This is a genomic window from Shewanella sp. 2_MG-2023, assembly GCF_030548905.1.
GTDB lineage: Bacteria > Pseudomonadota > Gammaproteobacteria > Enterobacterales > Shewanellaceae > Shewanella > Shewanella electrodiphila.
In genome coordinates, this window is record NZ_JAUOSO010000014.1 from 35847 (window position 1) to 58429 (window position 22583).

At 39.5% G+C, this 22583-nt stretch carries 21 protein-coding genes; 8 read left to right on the plus strand and 13 right to left on the minus strand.

Annotated features, from left to right (window positions below; translation table 11 throughout):
* Positions 1-173: 173 nt before the first annotated feature.
* Entirely contained in the window at positions 174-791 is a 618-nt protein-coding gene (gene grpE / locus Q4600_RS14440) for a nucleotide exchange factor GrpE (protein ID WP_303516981.1), read from the minus strand.
* Positions 792-889: 98 nt separating this feature from the next.
* Here grpE and nadK point away from each other — a divergent pair, with 98 nt between their 5' ends.
* On the plus strand, positions 890-1768 hold the full coding sequence (nadK, locus tag Q4600_RS14445; protein ID WP_102529049.1) for an NAD(+) kinase: 879 nt from the start codon (positions 890-892) through the stop codon (positions 1766-1768).
* Positions 1769-1905: 137 nt separating this feature from the next.
* Here the strand turns inward: nadK and Q4600_RS14450 are convergent, their stop codons facing one another.
* Both Q4600_RS14450 and Q4600_RS14455 read right to left on the minus strand, forming a co-directional pair.
* Positions 1906-3030 (minus strand): GTP-binding protein, encoded by a 1125-nt coding sequence (locus Q4600_RS14450; RefSeq protein WP_303516980.1) that lies wholly within the window; start codon positions 3028-3030, stop codon positions 1906-1908.
* Positions 3031-3080: 50 nt separating this feature from the next.
* Positions 3081-4364 carry a DEAD/DEAH box helicase gene (locus Q4600_RS14455; RefSeq protein ID WP_303516979.1) on the minus strand — a complete coding sequence of 428 codons (1284 nt, stop codon included), beginning with the start codon at positions 4362-4364 and terminating at the stop codon, positions 3081-3083.
* 265 nt (positions 4365-4629) lie between these two features.
* On the opposite strand from Q4600_RS14455, the gene Q4600_RS14460 reads away from it, so the two are divergent.
* The 4 genes from Q4600_RS14460 (at position 4630) to Q4600_RS14475 (ending at position 9431) form a co-directional block, all read left to right on the plus strand.
* Positions 4630-5247 (plus strand): peptidylprolyl isomerase, encoded by a 618-nt coding sequence (locus tag Q4600_RS14460; protein WP_102529046.1) that lies wholly within the window; start codon positions 4630-4632, stop codon positions 5245-5247.
* Positions 5248-5523: 276 nt separating this feature from the next.
* Positions 5524-6672 carry an L-threonine dehydrogenase gene (gene yiaY, locus Q4600_RS14465; RefSeq protein ID WP_102529045.1) on the plus strand — a complete coding sequence of 383 codons (1149 nt, stop codon included), beginning with the start codon at positions 5524-5526 and terminating at the stop codon, positions 6670-6672.
* Positions 6673-7237: 565 nt separating this feature from the next.
* The gene (locus Q4600_RS14470; protein ID WP_303516978.1) at positions 7238-7606 is read left to right on the plus strand and encodes a cytoplasmic protein; all 369 of its coding nucleotides are present in this window, start codon (positions 7238-7240) and stop codon (positions 7604-7606) included.
* A 523-nt stretch (positions 7607-8129) separates the two neighbouring features.
* Positions 8130-9431 carry an NAD(P)/FAD-dependent oxidoreductase gene (locus Q4600_RS14475; RefSeq protein ID WP_102529043.1) on the plus strand — a complete coding sequence of 434 codons (1302 nt, stop codon included), beginning with the start codon at positions 8130-8132 and terminating at the stop codon, positions 9429-9431.
* A gap of 116 nt (positions 9432-9547) precedes the next feature.
* Here Q4600_RS14475 and Q4600_RS14480 read toward each other — a convergent pair whose 3' ends face one another.
* From Q4600_RS14480 to Q4600_RS14495, 4 genes are all read right to left on the minus strand, one after another.
* On the minus strand, positions 9548-9916 hold the full coding sequence (locus tag Q4600_RS14480; protein WP_102529042.1) for a hotdog domain-containing protein: 369 nt from the start codon (positions 9914-9916) through the stop codon (positions 9548-9550).
* A gap of 224 nt (positions 9917-10140) precedes the next feature.
* A complete protein-coding gene (gene ltaE, locus Q4600_RS14485; protein WP_229369220.1) occupies positions 10141-11166 on the minus strand; it encodes a low-specificity L-threonine aldolase in 1026 nt (341 codons plus the stop codon).
* 150 nt (positions 11167-11316) lie between these two features.
* Entirely contained in the window at positions 11317-12141 is an 825-nt protein-coding gene (locus tag Q4600_RS14490) for a mechanosensitive ion channel family protein (protein ID WP_102529040.1), read from the minus strand.
* A gap of 22 nt (positions 12142-12163) precedes the next feature.
* On the minus strand, positions 12164-12697 hold the full coding sequence (locus Q4600_RS14495) for an OmpA family protein (protein WP_102529039.1): 534 nt from the start codon (positions 12695-12697) through the stop codon (positions 12164-12166).
* A gap of 609 nt (positions 12698-13306) precedes the next feature.
* On the opposite strand from Q4600_RS14495, the gene Q4600_RS14500 reads away from it, so the two are divergent.
* The gene (locus Q4600_RS14500) at positions 13307-14779 is read left to right on the plus strand and encodes a peptide MFS transporter (RefSeq protein ID WP_102529038.1); all 1473 of its coding nucleotides are present in this window, start codon (positions 13307-13309) and stop codon (positions 14777-14779) included.
* A gap of 193 nt (positions 14780-14972) precedes the next feature.
* On the opposite strand, the gene Q4600_RS14505 is transcribed toward Q4600_RS14500, so the two are convergent.
* Together Q4600_RS14505 and Q4600_RS14510 are read right to left on the minus strand one after the other, a co-directional pair.
* Positions 14973-16118, minus strand: coding sequence for a response regulator (locus Q4600_RS14505; protein ID WP_303516977.1), 1146 nt, complete (start codon positions 16116-16118; stop codon positions 14973-14975).
* A gap of 51 nt (positions 16119-16169) precedes the next feature.
* Complete coding sequence (locus Q4600_RS14510) at positions 16170-16949, minus strand: VacJ family lipoprotein (protein WP_229369222.1); 780 nt, start codon at positions 16947-16949, stop codon at positions 16170-16172.
* 329 nt (positions 16950-17278) lie between these two features.
* On the opposite strand from Q4600_RS14510, the gene Q4600_RS14515 reads away from it, so the two are divergent.
* Entirely contained in the window at positions 17279-19363 is a 2085-nt protein-coding gene (locus Q4600_RS14515) for a hypothetical protein (RefSeq protein WP_303516976.1), read from the plus strand.
* Between the two features lie 26 nt (positions 19364-19389).
* Entirely contained in the window at positions 19390-19689 is a 300-nt protein-coding gene (locus tag Q4600_RS14520; protein WP_102529034.1) for an EscU/YscU/HrcU family type III secretion system export apparatus switch protein, read from the plus strand.
* A gap of 30 nt (positions 19690-19719) precedes the next feature.
* On the opposite strand, the gene Q4600_RS14525 is transcribed toward Q4600_RS14520, so the two are convergent.
* The 4 genes from Q4600_RS14525 to Q4600_RS14540 form a co-directional block, all read right to left on the minus strand.
* On the minus strand, positions 19720-20118 hold the full coding sequence (locus tag Q4600_RS14525) for a DUF2802 domain-containing protein (protein ID WP_303516975.1): 399 nt from the start codon (positions 20116-20118) through the stop codon (positions 19720-19722).
* Positions 20119-20225: 107 nt separating this feature from the next.
* A complete protein-coding gene (locus Q4600_RS14530; RefSeq protein ID WP_102529032.1) occupies positions 20226-20720 on the minus strand; it encodes a chemotaxis protein CheW in 495 nt (164 codons plus the stop codon).
* A gap of 8 nt (positions 20721-20728) precedes the next feature.
* Positions 20729-21802 (minus strand): chemotaxis protein CheW, encoded by a 1074-nt coding sequence (locus Q4600_RS14535; RefSeq protein ID WP_303516974.1) that lies wholly within the window; start codon positions 21800-21802, stop codon positions 20729-20731.
* On the minus strand, positions 21786-22577 hold the full coding sequence (locus Q4600_RS14540; RefSeq protein ID WP_102529030.1) for a ParA family protein: 792 nt from the start codon (positions 22575-22577) through the stop codon (positions 21786-21788). The genes Q4600_RS14535 and Q4600_RS14540 overlap by 17 nt, the downstream gene beginning before the upstream one ends.
* Positions 22578-22583 lie beyond the last annotated feature (6 nt).

Genomic DNA, 22583 nt, shown 5'->3' on the forward strand with positions numbered 1-22583 from the left:
ATTCAGCCTCAAGTTTAGGCATTATGATAATGCGTAAACTTGGGAGCCTAAGCGCTAAATCTAAGTGCTAAATCTAAGTGCTAAATCTAAGTACTAAATCTAAGTGCTAAACCTAAGTGCTAAATCTAAGTACTAAATCTAATTGCTAAATCTAAGCGCTCAGTCTTAATGGCTTATGCTTGAGTATCTACGCTTGGTCCGCCTTGCGAAACCATAACCATAGCTGGACGCAATAAACGTGCGTTCAAGGTATAACCTTTTTGCATCACTAGCATCACTGTGTCTTTCGGGTATTCAGCACTTGGTTGCATACCAATAGCCTGATGATGCTCAGGATTAAATGCATCACCTAGTGGATTAACTTGTACCACGCCAAATTTCTCAACAGAACTTAAGAAACCTTTCATGGTTAAATCAACACCTTCAACAATCGCTTTCGTTGCTTCATCTTCAGGATTAACACCCGTTAACGCGCGTTCCATGTTGTCTAACACAGGTAAAAGCTCGTTAACAAACTTCTCTAAAGCGAAAGCACGTGCTTTTTCAACGTCTTTAGCTGCGCGAGTACGGATATTCGCCGTCTCTGCTGCTGCGCGAATTTCAACATCTTTACGCTCAGCTAAAGCTGCTTGTGACTCTGCAAGTTGTTGTTCTAATGCTTCAATTTTAAGATTAGCTTGAGTTAACTCATCAACTTCTTGTGCTGCTTCAGCTTCAACTTCTGTTTCAATTTCAGTGGTTGCTTCTGCATCAATTACTTCTTGATCTACTTTATTCGACTCGTTGCTCATTTTCACTCCAGCTAAAAATGCTTTGTTTCTGATTACTATGGGCATATTATGGGGATCAATTTCGTTGTTTCAAGCCTTTGAGCAAATCAAATACTAATATGACCAAAAAGTTTCAAACAATTGGCCTTATCGGCAAACCACATCATCAAGGAACAAACCTCACTTTGAAGCGTTTGCATCATTGGTTGTCTATGCAAGGCTTCGAGATATTAGCCGAAGAACGTGTCGCTTCTGAACTCAAAGTTGATATTGAATCCGTTGATTTAACTGAATTAGGTGAGCGCTGCGACTTGGCAATTGTTGTCGGTGGTGACGGTAATATGTTAGGTGCTGCAAGAGTACTAGCAAGATTTGATATTGCAGTTATTGGAGTTAACCGTGGCAATCTAGGTTTTTTGACTGATTTACCCCCAGATAATTTTGAAGAATCCTTATCTAAAGTGTTAGATGGTCAATACGATACTGAATACCGTTTTTTACTCGAAGCTGAAGTACATCGTCATGGCATGCTTAAAGCCAGCAATACCGCTGTCAATGAAGCCGTATTGCATCCAGGTAAAGTGGCGCACATGATCCAGTTTGAGGTCTATATTGACGACCAGTTCATGTATAGCCAACGTGCTGACGGAATGATTGTTTCAACCCCTACAGGTTCGACAGCTTACTCATTGTCAGCTGGCGGCTCTATTTTAACGCCAAACCTTCAAGCTCTTATTTTAGTGCCAATGTTTCCACATACACTGTCTTGTAGGCCTATTGTTGTCGATGCGAGTAGTACGATCAAGCTAGTGGTATCACCTGATAACGGTGAAAACTTAGAAGTCAGTTGTGACGGCCATGTGCACTTATCTGTACTGCCAGGTGATGAAATACTGATTAGTCGAAGTGAAGACAGATTAAGAATGATCCACCCGAAAGGCCATAATTACTTTAACGTGTTACGTGCAAAGTTGGGCTGGGGCAGCAAACTGTTTTAATCGATAGCGAGAAGTCGCTGTTAGAAAGTGAGGTATCGATAATGGCCATGAGATTAACCTATATGGTTTATCTCATGGTTAACAACCTTAAGGTGAATAGCCTTAAGCTTAAGGTCTAAAACATCATAGGCATTAGCCTAATGACTTAACAACTCATCAAATAAGCAAGCCAGCAACGGTTCACTGAGCTTTGTGCCAGCTAATGGTTCCAATGCTATGATTTCTATTCGCGAATCCATAGCTTCATCCAACTCCATCACAGACAGTTTGCCATCAACCATATTAAAACCCGCAATACCCTCTTCAGTTATCATCACGGCTTTCAGTCGAACAATATCTTCAGCAATGAGTTGGTTAATCCAATCAATTAATTTATCAAAATCAAAACACAATCTAGGCTCAAATATCCAGCCCACACTATAAGCACCCTCACCTTGATTCTCTCTCATCCAATAGCCTTGCTGATTAAACTCAATAGTCTGGGCTTCATTCTCTTTATCCGTTTCTGGATCGAAGCCTTGGCTCAAGCTTTGACTGGCACCAAGACCAAAGCCTGTTGAAAAAATAGAACTTGTTTGGCTAGTCAAAGCAGGTTTTATCGAACGAGCGAAACTAGCACTCTGTTGCGCCTTTTGTAACAGAGCTCGAGGCTGATTAAGTGACTCAAAGACTCGCGCAACCGCATTGTCATTCGTTGAATGAATCACTGATTTAGTATGGCTGAACTGCGATAAGAAATGTTCGAGATTTACAAGCTCTTGTTGCTGATATAAATCCACTTTACTGGCATACACAAGATCAGCTATTTGGATTTGCTGGTTAAAGTTGTCATTTTCACTGTAGCGTTCATCTTGTATTTTACGTGCATCAACCACACATACTGTCTGGTTCACGTTCAGTACTTGTTGATTAAACTCATTAGTGAGCACTTTTAAAATTTCAGCTGGATGCCCCAACCCCGTTGGCTCAATGAATAAACGGTCTGGTTTAGCTTTTTGAATAAGCTGGTTAATCGCAACTTGAGTCGGAATACCCGCTGCGCAACATAAGCAACCACCAGCAACTTCTTTAATGACAATTTGCTTTGATGCATTTTTGCCACCAATTAAACCTGCATCAATACCAATTTCTCCAAACTCATTCACCAATACAGCCCAAGTTTCATTTTCAGGCTTCAACTTAAGCAGTGACAAAATAAGGCTGGTTTTACCGGCGCCTAAAAAGCCGGTAATAATATTAGTATTAATGGGTTTAAGGATCACTCTGATTCTTCCTTGTCAGCTTGTAATGAGGTGCTGTGGTGAGTTAAACGTTACTTCGTTTTTTTGGCGTATTTACCTTGCCTAGTTGGCTTTGATTTATCATGACCACGCGGGCCATTAGCTCTTTTATGTTTGAAGGACTTTTTAGGTTTTTCCGCTTCCACTTCACGATACCTTGCAGGTAATGGCGCGCCCGCTTCATAACCAGGCTGTATCTGAACATCAATTTGAGTATTGATTAAAGACTCAATGTCACTTAATAAATCCATTTCATTTTGCGCAACTAACGATATCGCTTGACCCGTTAAACCTGCACGGCCAGTTCGACCAATACGATGCACATAATCTTCTGGCTCTGGTGGCAACTCAAAATTAATCACTAATGGCAGTGCTTCGATATCCAAGCCTCTTGCTGCTAAATCGGTAGCAATCATGACCCTAAGTTTGCCCGACTTAAACTCTTCTAGTGCTCTGTTACGCGCCCCCTGAGTTTTGTCACCATGAAAAACCGCTGCTTTTATGCCATCTAACTTTAATTCTTTTAATAAGTGCTCAGCCGTTTCTTTCATGCTGGTAAATACCATCACTTGCTGCCAGTTATTACGGCCAATCAGCTCTGATAACAACTCAGCTTTACGTCTTTTGTCCACCTGAAATACAGATTGTGACACCGTTTCAGCCGTTGTTTGATTTGATACATGAACAAACTCAGGTTCATTAAGCATTTTTGCAGCTAAGCTTTTCACCGCTTCTGAATAGGTAGCCGAAAACATCATTGTTTGATGCTGGCGATTCACTAATCGCTTCACCTTTTCGATATCTTTAACAAACCCCAAATCCAACATGCGATCTGCTTCATCAATGACTAAATGTGTGACAAACGATAAATCCAAATCATGTTGACCAATGACGTCAAAAAGTCGACCTGGTGTCGCCACTAAAATATCAACACCTTTAGCTAACGCTTTACGTTGAGGATTGATACTTGCCCCGCCATAAACAGCCACGCTTTCAAAAGGTAAGAACTGCGCATAATTAACAATATTCTGTTCTATTTGAATCGCAAGTTCGCGTGTTGGGGTCATGATTAATACCCTAAGACGTTGCCAAGCAGTTTTATTGTCTTGGTCATCAAGCTGTTGCTCTAACAGTGATAAGAGCGGTAATGAGAAAGCTGCCGTCTTACCTGTACCTGTTTGGGCACTGGCTAAGATGTCTTTTCCATCAATGGCCAACGGCATCACAACTTGCTGTACAGGTGTCATGCTGTCATAACCACAAGCCTTTACTGCATCTAAAATAGGCTGTGAAAAGCCAATTGAATCAAAAGTCATATTTTTCTCTAATTTACACTACCAATAATGGCGTCATTGTAACGGCTATGGCCTAATTTGGCGATTTATTCACAGGCTTTATATTGTGATAAAGCTAATAACGCCATCGCAGAATTACACTTCATGGTTTGTTTATGTTGGGGGCTCATACTTTAAAAATCAGATATCAAAGTAACAGTTTGTATCTTTGGCTTTTTTCTGTTGCTTTCGATAAACCATTTAAGCAACATAAGCGCTACAAAAACAAAACAAACAAAGGCCAAAAATGAAGTTGTTATACCCTCTAGCATTCGCACTCACGTTATCCGCTTGTGGCGGCAGTTCTGATTCAAGCTCTCCAGAACCAGTAGATCCTGTCCCGCCAGTTGAAGAGGCTGAATTACAAGCTGACATTTGCTATCTAATGTCAACGACATTAGGCGATATCACCTTAGCGATTGATACCACTAATACACCAATTACTGGGGAAAACTTCAAAAGTTATGTTGATGAGGAATATTACAGCGGCACCATTTTTCACCGCGTAATATACAACTTTGTATCCCAAGCTGGTGGATTTACCTCTGGGCTTGTTGCCAAGCCAGGCAATGATCCTATTGAGCTTGAAAGTAACACTGGATTAACCAATGCTCGCGGCACAATTGCGATGGCGAGAACGAATGTAGCCAATTCAGCGACCTCACAGTTTTACATCAACGCTTTAGACAATCCTCAACTTGATTACAGCAGCAGTAGCGCACCAGGGTATGCAGTATTTGGTCAAGTCGTCGCGGGAATGGAAGTAGTTGATCAAATCAATATTACTGATACAAGTGGAAATGACGTTCCCGATACCGAAATCATCATTAATAGCGTCACCGAATCGACTTGCCCTCAAGTGTAAACGTATTTTTTCTATAAAAATTTAGCGTTCAAACAGTCTTTAATGCCTATAACTAATTTAGTTATAGGCATTTTTATTTTCAGCTCAAATATGCTCTAGATCAAACCTAAACAGTAAAATCTGCGCCAAATCCCTCTTTGGTATTAAAACTACAAAACCGAACAAAACAAGTATGAATATATGATTTTCATCACAAACTGCAGCGCATTTGGTTGTTACTTTAACAACAGAAAAGAATTTTATATTTATTAATTTTAAGTACTAACGAGGTTTATCATGGCTACAAAATTTTTTATTCCAAGTGTCAATGTTATCGGTCAAGGTGGTGTAGATGAGGCCATTAATGACATTAAAACCTTAGGTTTTAAACGTGCATTAATCGTAACAGATACGCCTTTAGTCAAGATTGGCTTAGTCGAAAAAGTCACTAGTAAGTTAATTGAAAATGACATTGCTGTATTTGTATTTGATGGGGTACAACCTAACCCAACAACGGCCAATGTTGAAGCAGGCTTAAGTCTGTTAAAAGCACACGAATGTGACTTCGTTATTTCATTAGGCGGAGGCTCTCCTCATGACTGCGCCAAAGGCATCGCGTTAGTAGCCACCAATGGCGGTAATATCTGCGACTATGAAGGTTTAGACATGTCAGCTAAGCCACAAATGCCACTTGTTGCAATAAATACCACTGCCGGTACAGCAAGTGAGATGACGCGTTTTTGTATCATCACAGATGAAAAACGTCATATTAAAATGGCGATCGTCGATAAAAATACCACACCAATTTTATCAGTAAACGATCCTGAGTTAATGATTGAAAAGCCTGCTGCATTGACTGCTGCAACGGGAATGGATGCACTAACCCATGCGATTGAAGCCTACGTATCTATCGCTGCAACCCCAATCACCGATGCTTGCGCGATAAAGGCCATTGAATTAATTCAAGCAAACCTTATCAACGCTGTTGAACAAGGTGACAATATTGATGCCCGCGAACAAATGGCTTATGCACAATTTTTAGCTGGTATGGCATTTAATAATGCAAGTCTAGGCTATGTTCACGCCATGGCGCATCAGTTAGGCGGTTTTTACGATTTACCACATGGCGTTTGTAATGCGCTGTTACTGCCGCATGTACAAGCCTATAACGCTAAAATTGTGCCAGCTAAACTTAAAGATATTGGTAAAGCAATGGGAGTCGATGTTGCCCAGTTAACTGATGAGCAAGGCGCTGAAGCCGCAATTGATGCCATTCGAACCTTGTCTGTCGCTGTAAATATTCCAGCTAACTTGACTGAACTTGGCGTTAACCCAGAAGATATTCCAGTCCTTGCTGACAATGCGTTAAAAGATGCTTGTGGCTTTACCAATCCTAAACAAGCTACCCATGCTGAAATTTGCGAAATATTTACCAACGCACTATAAATAAGCAATAAGAGTCGCTTTCAAAAATGTTGTGAAATAGACAAATGTAAAAGTGACTAAATGTGAAAGTGACTAAAATTGTAAGTATTGCGTAATTGCATGAATTGGAAATGGCTATGCACATTTTATTCTACATGTGCATAGTGACCATTGTCTGTCTGTGATTTCGCGAATATTGAAATGCTTGTTTTGCTCTTATGTTTATAGCTCTTCTATGAATCACTCTTATGTGAATCACTCTTATGAGAATGACACTTACGTGAATGGCTCTCAAATGCTTGTCATTTTTAAAATGAGATATTATTGATTTTGTCATTATTACGGCTTGAAGCAAGCTAGGATAATCGAGAAATATTCATTTTGAGCATTATTTAGACAATAAAATACCCAACTATTTACAATACAAGCAGCCTTCACAAAAACAAATTAAGCCACTGATATAATTGAACAAAAAAAGTTAACAACATAACATTTGTTAACTAGATCTAACTTCTACAAATAACCATTGACCAAAGTTAAATTAGCGGTCTATGATGAATTACATTCTTAAAAAAGTAGGTAAGCTATGACAGCAATCACTCACGTGTATAACTACACGGTAAGATGTCCTCATTACAAAGAAAATGAACAACCAGCAAGCTGGTTGAATCATGTCGAAGTCAATCAATCTAGTGAAATCGCATTAAACAGAATCACAAAGTGGCATGATGAGCCAGGCACCAAAGCTTTTAAAAATGGCGAATTCATTGTAAGAAAATCTAATACTGATGATACTTACTACGCTATGCAAAGCGATCGAATGTTCAATAATGCTCACTCCTTAGTTACGTTTAAAGTATTCTTAGATAAATGTTGTCAGAATGCTGATCCTGAAAAAATTATTGCTCATCTAGTTGAAGACTATAATGGTCGCCTTGCTAAAGCACAGGCATAACCTCTTCCATATACTGAATGACTAGAGCATAAAGCCTAAATCGATGCTGTAGTATCCATACCGACAAGTTTTTACTTGTCGGTTTGTTTTTGTAACATCCAATCCTGAATCATGTAAAAAGTGATCAATTTCGCATTTCTAAATTCTATTTTAATATTCGGTCACACTTTAACAATCTCAAAATGACATATTGTGACTGTTTAATATATAAACATCTCCATATAACTCTGAATCGCCACATAACATCAAATCCAGCTTCAGCTGAGTCAACTTACTGATGTATTTTTTAGTACTAACACTTTAATTACTTTTAGTGCAAACAGAATGGTTTCCTTTAGTGAAAGCACTATGGTTGTTGATTTTTTCGAGCGCATTAGCCACTTAAATCAAAACCACACTCAACGATGTATCCAGCCAATAATAGTTGACTATTTCAATAGAAGCCGAGTCAGAACTCGGTTTTAGTTCTTGGTATCAGAGTTTGCCCATTTTATTTTTAACCTTAAGTAAGGAGCATCAAGCGATGCAAGCAGTTCCAAATATCGTCATTATTGGCGGCGGCGCAGGTGGCATGGAAATCGCCACTAAGTTAGGCCGTAAAGTAGGTAAAAAAGGCAAAGCAAAAGTCACTTTAGTTGATTGCGCAGAAAGCCATGTTTGGAAACCATTGCTCCATGAAGTGGCAACTGGCGCGCTGGATATTGGTTTAGATGCGATAAGCTATCGCGGTCACGCATCTGATCACGGTTATCATTTTCAGCAAGGCGCAATGATTGATATTGACCGTGAAAACAAGCATATCATTCTTGCACCGATTAATGATGAAGACGGTCAAGAGCTACTGCCTGCGCGTAAAATCCCTTACGATTACGCTGTCATCGCCATTGGTAGTGTCGCAAATGACTTTAAAATCCCAGGTGTTAAAGAGCATAGTTTGTTCTTAGATAACACCGAGCAAGCGATGTCTATTCGTAAGATTCTCCTGAATAAATTCATGCGCTATGCCAGTCATCACCAATTGGATGAAAAGATTAAAATTGCAGTCGTGGGTGCGGGCGCAACTGGCGTAGAAATGTCAGCTGAAATGCACCACGCTGTAGAACAGCTCAGTGGCTTTGGCTATAAAATTGATACTAGTTTACTCGAAGTCACGTTAATTGAAGCTGATGAACGTATTCTGCCTAAAGTTGATAAAGTAGAAATTTCAAACTCTGTCACCCGTGAGCTTAAGCAACTGGGTGTTAATGTGATGACAAATACCCGTATCACAGAAGTTAGCCCTGAAGGACTTACCACCACAAGCGGTAATCTAATACCGTCTGACATGGTTATTTGGTCAACAGGGGTAAAAGCACCTGACTTTTTAAATAATATTGGTGGCCTTGAAAGCAACCAAATCAATCAAGTCATGGTTAAGCAAAATATGCAAACGACCCTTGATGATAATATTTTCTCCATTGGCGACTGCGCTGCATGTCCACAAGCTGACGGAAGCTGGGTGCCACCTCGTGGTCAATCAGCAAGACAAATGGCATTGATGACAGCAGATAATATTATCTTGATGCTTGAAGGCAAAGCACCAGCCAATGAGTACGTTTATAAAGATTTGGGCTCTTTAGTTAATTTATCTAAATTCCATACTGTAGGTAACTTAATGTCATTCATGGGAGGCGGTGTACTAGTAGAAGGTAAGATTGCGCGCTTTGTATATACTTCACTTTACCGTCGTCATTTGATTGAATTACATGGCGTAGTCAAAGGCACATTAATGATGCTAGCAAAAGGAATTGGACGCATTATTCATCCACATTTAAAACTACATTAAGCGTCAATGTGCATCTAAAATGAAAAAGCCAGCTTCAAACTTGTTGAAGCTGGCTTTTTATTTAGCTATACCAGTGTTTAGCAATGCTCAAGCGTTAATACTTTTTACATCCTTGATTAAGCAGCATTCGCTCTAACACCATGAGGTACAGGTAACCCTCTTTCGTTAATATTAACAAACACCACCTTATCAACAAAAGCCACTGGTGCATTATTAAAGCTATTTCGCACTTTACAACGTAACGTGATAGAACTTTGCCCTAGGCTTATCACTTCCATTCCAAATTCAATTACATCGCCAAGCTTTGCTGGACTCATAAAATTAATCTCAGAAACTAGTTTGGCCATTAGCAATTTACTGTGCATTTCACAGCGTGCAAAAAGAGATGTTTCTTCATTTAGCCAATTCAATAACTGGCCACAACAAAGATTTTTTTCAGAATTTAAATCAATAGGTTTTACAATATGACGGCTTGAATATTCCATTATATTGATCCTTACATTATGAATACCCCTAAAGAGGTAGCAAAAACAAAGCCAACATAAAAAGTCATTGAAAAATAAGCACAAATTAATTTGCGGAGAGAAATATAGAAGAATTACCTAACCAGAATACGGCAACAACTCAACTGAATGCACCAATTAAAAGCACGATGCAGCTTTCCTGCTAACATCGCACAAATAAGATACAAGTCTCTTTTAGCGTGACATTACTGAACTGTTACTTGAGGAAGACATTTTTTAAGCACATCAACAAATGTCAGTACATCCTGTCGACTGATATCTTTATGAGTGACAAAACGAAGTGAATAGGTCGCGCTAATTAATATACCCTGCTGAGATAGTAATAAACTTAAATGATTAACATCAAAACGCTTATCTAATTCAGCAAACACCATGTTTGTTTGAACCTGTTTAGCATCAACATTAAATTCCGCCATCTCAGCTAAATGTTGAGCGAGTAAAGCTGCGTTGTCATGATCTTCAGCCAATCTTTCAACTTGATCAGTAATGGCCAGTTCTGCTGCAGCAGCGATAATGCCAGCTTGACGCATACCACCACCCAACATTTTACGCCAACGAACCGCTTTGTTAATTAAACGCTCATCACCCAATAAAATTGAGCCAATAGGCGCAGCTAAGCCTTTTGATAAACAAATCGACACTGAATCAAAATATTGGGTAATTTCACTGATCTGCACATTTTGAGCAACGGCAGCATTTGCCACTCGAGCTCCGTCTAAATGTATTTTCAAACCGCGATTAAAGGCTAATGCCTGAGCATCTGCTAAGTATTGCTGCGGTAACACTTTACCACCAATAGTATTTTCAATGCTTAATAAACGCGTATGGGCAAAATGAACATCATCTGGTTTAATCGCAGCTTCGATATCTGCCAGTAAAATGCTGCCGTCAGCCTGATTATTAAGTGGCTGAGGTTGAATACTTCCAAGCACGGCTGCCCCACCACCTTCAAACTTATAATTATGGGCTTGCTGGCCACACAAGTACTCGTCTCCGCGCTCACAATGACTCATCAAGGCCAATAAGTTTGCTTGAGTACCCGAGCTGACAAATAAGGCGCTATCGAAACCAAATCGTTCTGCGGCCATATCCTGTAAACGATTAACGGTAGGATCGTCGCCATAAACATCATCACCGACTTCAGCTTGAGCCATGGCTTTTCGCATCGCATCAGTTGGTTTTGTCACAGTATCACTTCGAAAATCTATCATGTTTATACTCAACTACATCAAGCTCGTTTAAAAGCAGTTTAAATTTATAAGAAAGCCATTCTACCTTAAAAAATATTACCCGCGTTGAGTTAAATTTCGCAAACAAAAAAGCCAGCATTTAATGCTGGCTTTTCTTCCGCTCATTCAATATTACTGAGCTGGCATATTTTTAATTTGTAGATCCATTTGCGGGAATGGAATCTCAATGTTAGCAGCATCTAGAGCATTCTTAATCTGCTCTAGTAACTCAAAATGAGCTGGCCAGTAATCGGCAGTGTTAACCCATGGACGAACCACAAAGTTAATAGAACAATCTGCTAGTTCACCTAGTGCAACAGTGTATGCAGGATCTTTAAGAACGTATTGATTATTGTCTAATACAGAAGAGATAACTTTCTTGGTTGCTGCGATATCTGAGGTGTAACCCACACCGATAACTAAATCAACTCGACGTGTTTCTTTAGTCGAGTAATTAGTAATAGTGCCATCCATCATCGCTGAGTTTGGAGCAATAATGGTCTTGTTATCGCCTGTGCGAAGTTTAGTAGAGAAAATAGTAATTTCTTCAATCACTCCTGCTACACCAGCGGCTTCAACAAAATCACCTACACGACAAGGGCGGAAGATAACCATCAACACACCAGCTGCAAAATTTGACAATGAACCTTGAAGCGCCAAACCAACAGCAAGACCAGCAGCACCAATAACAGCGACCAGAGATGCAGTTTGAACGCCTATCTGCCCTAAAGTTGCAATGATGGTAAATACAAACACCAATCCCCAAACTAAATTGCCGACAAAAGATGCCACTGTTTCATCAATCTTACGACCGACCATCACTTTCGTGGTTAATTTTTTAGCCACGTTTGATAAATATTTACCAATAATAAATATCACAATTGCCATAACGACTTTCAAGCCGTACGTCACGATAAACTCAGGGGCTTGAGCCATCAAACCTTCAATATTTTCCATTGTCTTACTCCCTTAATAAAAATTATTTTTCTACTTTAAATTCTACACGTCTATTTAATTGTCTTTGTTGAGCCGTTTTATTGTCAGCCACGGGTTCGAGGCTGCCCTTTCCCTGCACTGCTAGCGAGCTAGGCTCAAAAGCAAATTCATCCACTAACACTTTTTTTACTGACTCAGCTCTTTGTAATGACAGGTTCAAATTAGTTTGCTCAGATCCAATATCATCCGTATGACCAACTAATAGAAGCCCTTTACCTTTTTGTAAAATAGGTATCATTTGCTTTATCGCTGCCAACTGAGTTGGTAGAACATTTGCCTGAGCAAAGTCAAAATACACTTTAAGTGAGCTATTTTGCGCCGAATTTTGTTCAATTGGATTATTGGCAATTGCTAGTTCAGTGACGTCTTGGCACCCATTAGCTAACACCAATACCCCTAGAGGTGTATCCGGACAAGCATCTTTTTTATCTGGCACACCATCTCTATCAGTATCTACCCATGCGTAACTGGAGCTAATAAAACTTAAACAAACGAACAAGACTAATATTTTTCGCATGATTCAGCCCCTAATTCATTAGTTTTTAACCAACATACGGTTACACAAAAGTTAATTATCTTAACCTTGATAGCTTTTAGCAGTATAAATCCAATGGGTTACATTTTATAGATTTGTTAACACTTTTGAAAGCGTTTACCAACAACTTACATGAGTATAGGTTCAATACTGAAACGCGCGAATTGATGAAGTGTGTAGAAGTCACCTATTCTCAATCGTTTATGAAAAAATCTAACCCCGACTTTACCTTGAAGGTTAACACTCACAATAAAACCCAAACCTCAACATACGTATCAACAATTTTGCGAACAAAGGTGATTTAGAGCAAGTATTTAGTTCGCCGAATACCCCACTACCATTGACTTATAAGGGCTTTAAAGGGTATATAAGGTGAGCTTTTTATGGTTTTAATGATTAAAACTGTAAAAAGACGATATTTAATATAATAAATAAACAACAAAGTGATTAATTTTATAGCAACTAAATTGAAACAATAACAGGCCACAGCCTGAAAATATCAATACGTTTAAATTAATTACCATTGCAGACAACAATTTCTGTGGCGACCTTTGTCCCGCAGGCAATCACAAGCTTAAGGTGGAAGACTAAATGAGCAATGCAAAACCACAGGGGACCATGCTTGGTCATCCCAAGGGGCTTTTCCTGCTGTTTACAACAGAACTCTGGGAAAGATTCAGTTATTACGCAATGCGCGCCATTCTGGTGCTATATCTAGTAGATAAAGTTCAAACAGAAGGTGGACACGGTCTTGGTTGGACTCAAGGTGATGCGATATCACTTTACGGTACTTTCACTGGTCTTGTATATCTAACCCCGCTTATTGGTGGTTGGTTAGCTGATGCATATCTTGGTCAACGTAAAGCGATTATGATTGGTGGTGCCTTAATGGCAGCGGGTCAATTCATTCTAGCGCTGCCTCACAGCTGGATCCCAGGTTCTGAAACCATGGTATTTTACATTGGTCTTGGTACGCTAATTATTGGTAATGGTCTATTTAAGCCAAACATCTCAACTATGGTTGGTGACTTGTATGAAGAGGGTGATCATCGTCGTGATGGCGCGTTCACTATTTTCTATATGGGTATTAACGTTGGTGCATTCCTCTCAGGTATTATCGTAGGCTCAGTTGTTGCAGCTTATGATGGTAACTTCCAAATGGGCTTCTTATGTGCAGGTATCGGTATGGTACTTTCACTTATTATCCAATTTCTTTTTGCGCAAAAGTTATTAGGCGACATTGGTCGTTACCCTGCTGCTAAGCTTGAAAAAGAAAAACAGCAAGAATTGGGTGAAGTACGTAAAGAACCTTTAACTAAAATCGAACGTGACCGTATTAAAGTCATCATGGTTATGGGTTTATTCACCATCATTTTCTGGGCTGGTTTTGAACAAGCCGGTGGTCTAATGAACTTATTCACTAACGACTTTACTGACCGCATGATTGGCGGCTGGGAAGTACCAACGACTTGGTTCCAGTCTCTTAACGCAATGTTCATTGTAATTTTTGCTCCTGTTATCGCATCTATTTGGATTCGACTTGGCAAAAATGAACCTAACTCGCCAGTTAAGTTTGCACTCGGTTTAGTGCTGCTTGGTATTGGTTTCTTATTCATGATTGGCGCTGTACTTGAAATGGGCGGCGACGCTGATGCTAAATCAAGCATGTGGTGGCTAGTAGGTGCATACTTCTTCCATACAATGGGTGAGTTATGTTTATCTCCAATCGGTCTTTCAATGGTGACTAAATTGGCTCCACTGCGTATTGCTTCGCTAATGATGGGCGCATGGTTCCTATTCGTTGCTATTGCAAACAAAGTAGGTGGTATCGTCGGTTCATTTATCGGACATGGTGGTGAGAAAGAAGAACAATTAGCAAATGCTATGGCTATCTTCGCTGGTATTGCTATCACCTCTGCTGTATCAGGTATCATTCTTTACTTCTTGGCAGACAAGCTTGTTGACTGGATGCATGGCGCTGAAGGGCACAATGAAACTGAAGAAGAAGCATTAGCTGAAGAAATTGCAGTTACTGCTGAGCACGAAGCGATTAAACCTAGCTAATTTGTTAGATTAACGCTGACTAAAAAACCTCGCAATTGCGAGGTTTTTTTTGAATTATTGTTTGTGATTTTATCCAATACCCTATTAACGCTATCTTTGATAATAGAATAAACCTATAAAGTACAGGCGTTTAGCCTTCAAACGAAGATAATTAAACGAAGATAATTAAACGAAGATAATTAAACGAAGGTAATTAAACGAATTCTAATTCAATAAAACCACCAGCAGGTAATTCTTCATCATAAAACAAACCATCAAATTGGTTATTCATTAAGCGGTTGCGATGATGAGATATATTACTGGCGATACAAATTTTCTCATTTGGCATTAAGGTTCTAAACTGCATGCTAGGTTTATTCCACTCAACTGTACCGAGCTGTAAAGACTCTGAAATAGCAAGGGGAGCCAACCCTGTGCCATTTCTCAAATAACATCGTAAACCTCCACCAGCCTGCCCTATCGCAGCTCTGTAGTGAGTTAACTCGACAGCCACATACACAATATCTACATAGAGATTTAAACCAGAGTTAACCATCCTGTCATTGAGATAGCTCAACATACTAAATGGTTCGACTAACGTGGTGCTCAAACCATTACGAAACAGTTTCAACTTCTGATTAACGAAGCTTCTGAGTAATACACATCCAAATGCGGCGCGATTATCTTCAGGATGAAAATGCGCCATATACATAATTAAATGGTTATCACCCACCATGGTTGAATCAATAAAATAAGCGCTGACGTCACTGTTTTTACACAAGCTATAATGGATCTGAGCGGTAGGATAACTCACATTAGACGCTGGAAATAATTGCTGCTGAACACTTTTAGCCGCTTCTGCGTTGTGTTCAAGCAGGGTAAAGTTATCTGCTAACTCTTGATAGGATAAATCTTGGCTCATACTGGCAGCGGAGTTAATTACAGCGTGACTATCACTAAAATCGATAGCGCCTAAGTCGGTATTAGCTGGAGAGATAGCTTGTTCTATTGCTTGTTCAATAATCTTTAAATCTGAAACAGGTTTAACCAGATAATCACTCGCACCGTATCTCAGCGCTTCAACAACATCAGCCATAACATTATTGCCAGAAATAACAATCGAAGGAATTGCGGGGTTTATTTTAAGAATTTGTTTTAACATGCCAAGCCCACCAAGCCTTGGCATACTCAAATCGGCAATAACAACATCTACGGTATGTGATTGAAACTCACTCACCCCTTCGTCGCCATCACAAGCTTCAAATACAACCGCACCTTGTTGGATTAAAAAGTCAGCCAATAATTGTCTAAATACTGAATCATCTTCAACTAAAAGCACTGAGACATCTGTTAATGCCATACCACTCCTTAGGCAGCTAACTGCCGAAGACGTTGTCAGGCTTCGGCAGTGTTACTCAAGTTCTGATAGATATTCTTCGAGTAACTCATCGTCATCTTGTTTAGTTGGCACATTGCCATCATAAACTTTGTAATCCATATGTTGAAAATAAGCTTCTTTGACAAAGGTATATGGATCAAGCGCATTATCTAATAAGCGTTCTTGATCAATAGCGGAAGCACGGGAATCAAGATTCTTTAATCCCCATTTTAAAATAGATTGCCACAACAAGAACTCTGATAACGGAAAGTATAGACCATCAACCCAATCTGTCGCGAGCTCTCTTGTCACATATGGTCCAAAAAATGGTGCCATAAAATAAGGCCCGTTAGGCACGCCGTAATAGCCTAAGACTTCATTGAAATCATCCTGTTTTCTGACCATGCCCATCATGTCAGCGACATCAACAACCCCTAATAGTCCTAGTGTGGTGTTAACAGTAAAGCGTCCACCAGCATTGGCAGCCCACCCCCACTTACCTTGTAAAGCGTTATTAACTAATGAACTAGGTTCTTCGAAATTACGTACAAAATTATTGACGCCAGACTTAACAGGTGATGGGAGATAATCATTGTATCCATGAGCTATAGGGCGGAATAAATGCTTATCTAAAATAAGATAATTGAAGTCCCACATTGCACGGTTAAACCCTTCAATCGGATCCCGTGGGTCATTATAGACCATCTCTACTGCAGGCTTTTGGCTCGCTTCACTGGCAGCGATTTCTTCGGCATGAATTGATGCAGAAAAGCAACCCAACAACAAAGAAAGTAACATCCATTTATACTTCATACATCTCTCTTTACGGGAACAATTTATGTAAACGTTTTACAATAAATATAGTACTAATACGTTTAACCCACTTTACTGAATCACTATCTAATACAGAAAATTGATTCAATGATTAACCCAAGAGCAAACCTATAAACCATAAGTTGCAAATAATAGTAATTAACCCAAAACGTTAAAGCTTGATTACTGCAAGTCGATAAAGGTTGGTATTAAGCGAATTACACTCAGGAAGTCTTGTTAAGTAATTATCGCTAAGAATACTGCTGAGGCTTGATAGATCAACAATTAATTTGTAATAGAACATATTTAAAGGTGATAGTAGATTTAAAATGACATCAATGAAACTGCCAGCATCGACAGACAAACCGGCGTCTAAAACCTCCAAGTTAGACTCGCAAGCTTCTCATGTCTTAAAATCGACAGTGAATACAAATAGCAAAACTGCGCAGCTCAACTATCAAGGGACTAATTCAAATGTATCTAGTCCCGCTGAACAAACATCTGTAGCTCAATCGCCTGTTAAAGATAACTCCACTACATTGCCATCCAATGCAGTATTATTACCCGTTAAAATGCTTATTAATACGCCAAGCACTTCGGCCAACTTATCTAAAACGGATGATAGCTTTAACCAAAAACCTGCAATCGTCACTATCACTATTGAAGGCAATAATTTTCAATTTAAAGCCAATGAACAAATAATCAAACTGATCCAAATGGGTGCTAAGGGGCTGTTGAGTACTGACAGTATTAGTCAGCTTCAAAACATCGTTTCTCACAAAATTAACACTTCTAGCCAGCAGCTTTCAGCTCAATTGGTATTAGTGTCTCAAGCCATTAAGTTAAATCTACCCACAGAGATTGTTAACTTAGCACAATCAAACGGGGTAACATCGCAACAACTGTTAGCATTAGCCACACGCCCTCAAGGGTACCCTTTACCTTTAGTTGAGTTAAATGCAAACCGGCTAATGTTTGAAAATGGCACGAATGTGATAGTGTCGCCTTTAACTAAACTGCCATCAGGGCTTAACCTTGCTACAGTGACTCAATTAGCAGGTCAACTTCAACTAAGCTTGAGCCCAATAAAGTTAATCGACAATGTGTCGCTAAGCCCTACAAACAATGTTCCTGTTACACAAGTTAAACCACAATTGGGTAACATGGTGTTCAGTAAACACGAGCCTGTTCAATTATTAACGCAATATTTAAAAAACCTTGAACGCATACCCTTGGTTAATGAAAAAAGCCCGTATTTAGTAGGAAATAAGCCTATTACCAGCGAGTTGAATCGTCAATTACCACAAAATATCAATGCGCTTGTACAACAGCCTTTCACAGCTCAACGCCTTGAACAATTAAGCCAGCAACTTATTCAACAATTGGCACATCAAAACAATGGCCATAACAGCTTAACTAAAAGTCAGTTTAAACAATTACAAACACTGGTTAATCAAAACTTACTAAAACCCGAAAGTGTATTGGCTGAGAAACAAGTAAACGAAGTTAAGTTACTCATCTCAAAACTCAACCCAAGCCCCCTTACGTCTGAGTTACGTAAGCCTGGGGGGACAGTTAAATCACCTTTTGAGGTATTGAATCAAAACTTATCTAAAGCTGGAGCGATGCCAATACAAAAGGCAACTAGTGAAGTTCAACAAAACCTAGCATCTCAACTTATAAAACTGATCCCAAGTTTGGATCTATCGCCGTTAACTGAACTTGCCAATCCTTCATTACTTAAAGCTGAACTCAAAAGTCTGACGAGTTTAAATCTGGCTCAAACCACGCCAGCTAATATCAACCTTTCTGGTGGTGCTATTACCACATTATTTCAGCTTTTACTCGGTTTTAAACTAACAGCAAACAATACATCCATAAGCCCGCGCTTACAGTCATACATGGCAAAACTGCAACAAAAGATAGCCAAGCCTGCATCACTTGCGCCGCAGCTATTATCGGCTTTAGATAAAGCAGGCAGCCTTGAATCAATGGGAAAACTGGCTAGTAGCATTTCGCTTTATCAACAAAGCAGTGATGCTAACCAAAACTTAACTTGGTATTTTGCTTTACCCTATTCAATAGGGCAAAGAGACGAGCAGCTAGAAGGGAAGTTCGAAAAACAACCAGGTGAAGATAATGAAGACAAACAACAAAACTGGCGCCTGCAGCTTAAGTTTAATTTAGCCCAAGGACCTATTCTAGTTATGGCGCATAAACAAGGGGAATACTTAGACCTCACATTCACAGGTAATGACACCCAAGTATTATCTAAGGTTGAGCAATTCCAAGCCTCTTTAATGGATAAAATCAAACAAGCTGGGTTACAAGCAAGAGAAATATCGACCTTGGTTGACCATGTCCCCCCCACTCTTTTACCTGGCGATCATTACTTGGTCAAAACCAATGCTTAACCAAATTGATATTTAAGGTATTTAAGATGACTGACGTAAAAAAGGCTGTAGCATTAAGTTTTGATGGTAATAGTGCACCAACGATTACAGCAACAGGCAAAGATTTGGTGGCTGAAGAAATTATCTCATTAGCTAAAGAAGCCGGGGTATATATTCATCAAGATGAGCATCTCAGTCACTTTTTACAGTTACTCGAACTCGGTGATGAAGTCCCAGAAGAGCTCTACACGTTAATTGCAGAGCTTATTGCATTTGTTTATATGCTCGATGGTAAATTCCCTGAGCAATGGAACAACTTACACCATAAAATTATCGACAAAGCCTAAATTCACTAATGTATAAGTTGCTTAATGGCATTATTTTTTATGTAACCGAATAATCAATTCAGCTTCAGCTTTTGGTAGCTCACACTCTTGTATTAATTCTTCTATTCCAGCACCTAACCCAACCATCTTAAGCGCTCTAGAGTACATTTTTGACTGAGGGTCTTGCTGGCTTGCCTCTTCAATTAACTCTGACTGTTTACCTATTTTCTGTTCAAGCTCTACCACTCGTCGGCCTACACCAATTGTGCCACTGCGCAATTCTTGTAGTTCCTTTTTGACGGTTTCACGTTGTCGATCGTTTTCTTTAACTAATACAGTTAACGCATCAACTTTGCTCTGAAGTTTTGTTGTCTTTTTACTAAAGAACATCCAAATGACTGCACAACTAACAACATAAACAGCGATAACAATGAGCAACTCTTGCGACATTTATTTTCCTTAGTAATACCAATTCCATCAAACGGATTTAATTTAAGGTATTAAAACACAAAAGCCAGCAAAAAATAATGCTGGCTTTCATCGACAATCAAAAATCATTATAACTGGGTAATTTCAGCCCATTCATCATCTGATAATAACTTGTCTAAATCGACCAAAATCAATAGTTCGTTATCTCGATTGCTTACACCTTGGATAAACTTAGCGCTTTCTTCAGTACCGACATTTGGCGCATTATCAATCTCTGAACGGCGTAGATAAACCACTTCAGCAACACTATCGACTAAAATACCGATAACTTGTTTTTCAGCTTCAATGATCACAATTCTTGAGGAATCATCAACCTCTGCTGCATCCAATCCAAATCGTGAACGAGTATCAATGACGGTAACGACATTACCACGAAGATTAATAATACCTAGTACATATAAAGGTGCACCTGGCACTGGCGCTATTTCGGTATAACGTAACACTTCTTGAACTTGCATTACGTTAATACCATAGGTTTCATTATCTAGCTTAAATGTCACCCATTGTAGTACTACATCTTCTTTACCTGCAGCAACTGCTGCAACATTTCTTGAGTCTGTCATAAATAACCTCAGTCAATCGAATCTTGACAACCTAATCCTGCATCTAGCATTTCGATAAGCGCTTGCACGTTCAAAATACCACACATTTGTTCTTTTACTACACCAGCAAGCCAAGGGCGCTTACCAGGTTTTCCACGCCAATTTACGTGTGATTTATCTATTCTTACTGCATTCACCAAGGATTCGCATGCGAGCCCCCAGTTACTGTCTTCAAGCATCACTAGATATTGATAATCTATACTGTCAGCCAATTCTTGAGTATATTTTTCAGGCATTACCCAGCGGCAACTATCAACAACATTCACTTTCTGTTCACGTCGAGTTTGCACACCTAAAAACCAATTAGGGCGGCCAATCAAATGATTTATATGTTCTATTTTAACAATACCACCCAAACTTACCAATGGTACAGCTAGGGTTAACCCCGCAACATTGAAAAATAAAACTTGAAACTCATCATCCAGGACATCTTGTAAATTTCCCGTAATACTGGGTGGTACTGATGATTTCTGTTGTTCTTCAACATTAAGCTCAACTTCACTGACATTAACTTCAGCTTTATCAAAGCTTATATCGGCTGATATTTCAGGTTCTTTATTGTTTTGCGAAGATATAATTTTAACGTCATCAACCGCTGACTCTTGAACAACGGCTTTCTCAAGTTGCAATCTAACCTGCTGAGCTTTTAATTTAATCTCATCTTGAACTTGTTGCGCCGACTTATCAGACGCCGCAGAATCGATTTCGCCGATGTGTATAGACTTGCTTTCAGGTTGCTTAACTTCTGGCTTTGACACAGCCGACAACAATTTGGAAAGTGCAGCTTTATCGACTTGAGGCTCAGCAAACGCTTTTTTGACTTCTTGCTGCTGAGGAGCTACTTTTTTAACCACCGCACCCAAGCTATTATTTATATGCGGTTTTTTGAATGTTTTACTGTGTTGTTTTTTTAAACTAACCGAATTACTGTTCGACGCTATTGGTGCTGGCTTATCTTCAGCCGGCGTTTGAACCTCTTTAGTGGGCTCTTGTAGTAGAACAGAGAAAAAATCAAAAACAGTCTCGTCAACCGATTTTGACATGCTTAAACTCCTTCGCGAGCAAGAAATCCAATAAACGGTTGTACGCCTTCATACCACGTGAGCTTGGGAAAAAGTGAGATACGGGCACATGAGCTAAACTGGCATCCCTAAACTTAGTATCCACAGGAATAACATCAGGCCATAAGGTATCAGGATAAGTTTCTTCTAAGGACTTAAGGGCTGTAGGTGAAGCTTTTGTGCGTCGGTCAAACATCGTTGGCAAAATAGTAAAACTATAAGAGGTTTTTTTAGAACGCCCCATTAACCCCATTGTTTTTACCATACGCTCTAAGCCTTTAATCGCTAGAAACTCTGTTTGCACAGGAATGATAATATGCTGACTAGCCGCAAGTGCATTAACCATTAATACGCCTAATATCGGCGGGCAATCAATAATGGCAACATCATATTTATCTTCAAGCAATGAGGTGACATTGCGAAGTACCAATCCCATTCCTTCTTGATGTCCCAATGCTCTATCAAGTGTCGCTAAAGCCATGGTAGCAGGAATTAAATCTAGCCCATCAATTGATGTAGGCACGATGTGTTTCTCAACACCTTCTAGTGTAAGGTTTTTATGAGCCAGGAATATGTCATAAAGTGAGCTGGGAACTTGCTCTGAATCAATACCGAGATAATAACCCAGTGAAGCATGAGGGTCAGTATCAATCATCAATACCCTCTTCCCACGCTTAACTAATGCACCAGCAAGACTGGCCACTGTCGTGGTTTTTCCCACACCACCTTTTTGATTAGCTATTGTCCAAACTTTCAAATCACG

Excerpts from the sequence above, each read along its gene's own strand:
- Q4600_RS14525 (WP_303516975.1), bottom strand. The coding sequence starts at position 20,118 with ATGTCGCAAGAGTTGCTCATTGTTATCGCTGTTTATGTTGTTAGTTGT.
- Q4600_RS14520 (WP_102529034.1), top strand. The coding sequence starts at position 19,390 with ATGACTGACGTAAAAAAGGCTGTAGCATTAAGTTTTGATGGTAATAGT.
- Q4600_RS14455 (WP_303516979.1), bottom strand. The coding sequence starts at position 4,364 with ATGACTTTTGATTCAATTGGCTTTTCACAGCCTATTTTAGATGCAGTA.
- Q4600_RS14535 (WP_303516974.1), bottom strand. The coding sequence starts at position 21,802 with ATGTCAAAATCGGTTGACGAGACTGTTTTTGATTTTTTCTCTGTTCTA.
- Q4600_RS14515 (WP_303516976.1), top strand. The coding sequence starts at position 17,279 with ATGACATCAATGAAACTGCCAGCATCGACAGACAAACCGGCGTCTAAA.
- Q4600_RS14480 (WP_102529042.1), bottom strand. The coding sequence starts at position 9,916 with ATGGAATATTCAAGCCGTCATATTGTAAAACCTATTGATTTAAATTCT.
- Q4600_RS14505 (WP_303516977.1), bottom strand. The coding sequence starts at position 16,118 with ATGGCATTAACAGATGTCTCAGTGCTTTTAGTTGAAGATGATTCAGTA.
- Q4600_RS14490 (WP_102529040.1), bottom strand. The coding sequence starts at position 12,141 with ATGGAAAATATTGAAGGTTTGATGGCTCAAGCCCCTGAGTTTATCGTG.
- Q4600_RS14470 (WP_303516978.1), top strand. The coding sequence starts at position 7,238 with ATGACAGCAATCACTCACGTGTATAACTACACGGTAAGATGTCCTCAT.
- ltaE (WP_229369220.1), bottom strand. The coding sequence starts at position 11,166 with ATGATAGATTTTCGAAGTGATACTGTGACAAAACCAACTGATGCGATG.
- Q4600_RS14510 (WP_229369222.1), bottom strand. The coding sequence starts at position 16,949 with ATGAAGTATAAATGGATGTTACTTTCTTTGTTGTTGGGTTGCTTTTCT.
- yiaY (WP_102529045.1), top strand. The coding sequence starts at position 5,524 with ATGGCTACAAAATTTTTTATTCCAAGTGTCAATGTTATCGGTCAAGGT.
- Q4600_RS14495 (WP_102529039.1), bottom strand. The coding sequence starts at position 12,697 with ATGCGAAAAATATTAGTCTTGTTCGTTTGTTTAAGTTTTATTAGCTCC.
- grpE (WP_303516981.1), bottom strand. The coding sequence starts at position 791 with ATGAGCAACGAGTCGAATAAAGTAGATCAAGAAGTAATTGATGCAGAA.
- Q4600_RS14500 (WP_102529038.1), top strand. The coding sequence starts at position 13,307 with ATGAGCAATGCAAAACCACAGGGGACCATGCTTGGTCATCCCAAGGGG.
- nadK (WP_102529049.1), top strand. The coding sequence starts at position 890 with ATGACCAAAAAGTTTCAAACAATTGGCCTTATCGGCAAACCACATCAT.
- Q4600_RS14475 (WP_102529043.1), top strand. The coding sequence starts at position 8,130 with ATGCAAGCAGTTCCAAATATCGTCATTATTGGCGGCGGCGCAGGTGGC.
- Q4600_RS14460 (WP_102529046.1), top strand. The coding sequence starts at position 4,630 with ATGAAGTTGTTATACCCTCTAGCATTCGCACTCACGTTATCCGCTTGT.
- Q4600_RS14530 (WP_102529032.1), bottom strand. The coding sequence starts at position 20,720 with ATGACAGACTCAAGAAATGTTGCAGCAGTTGCTGCAGGTAAAGAAGAT.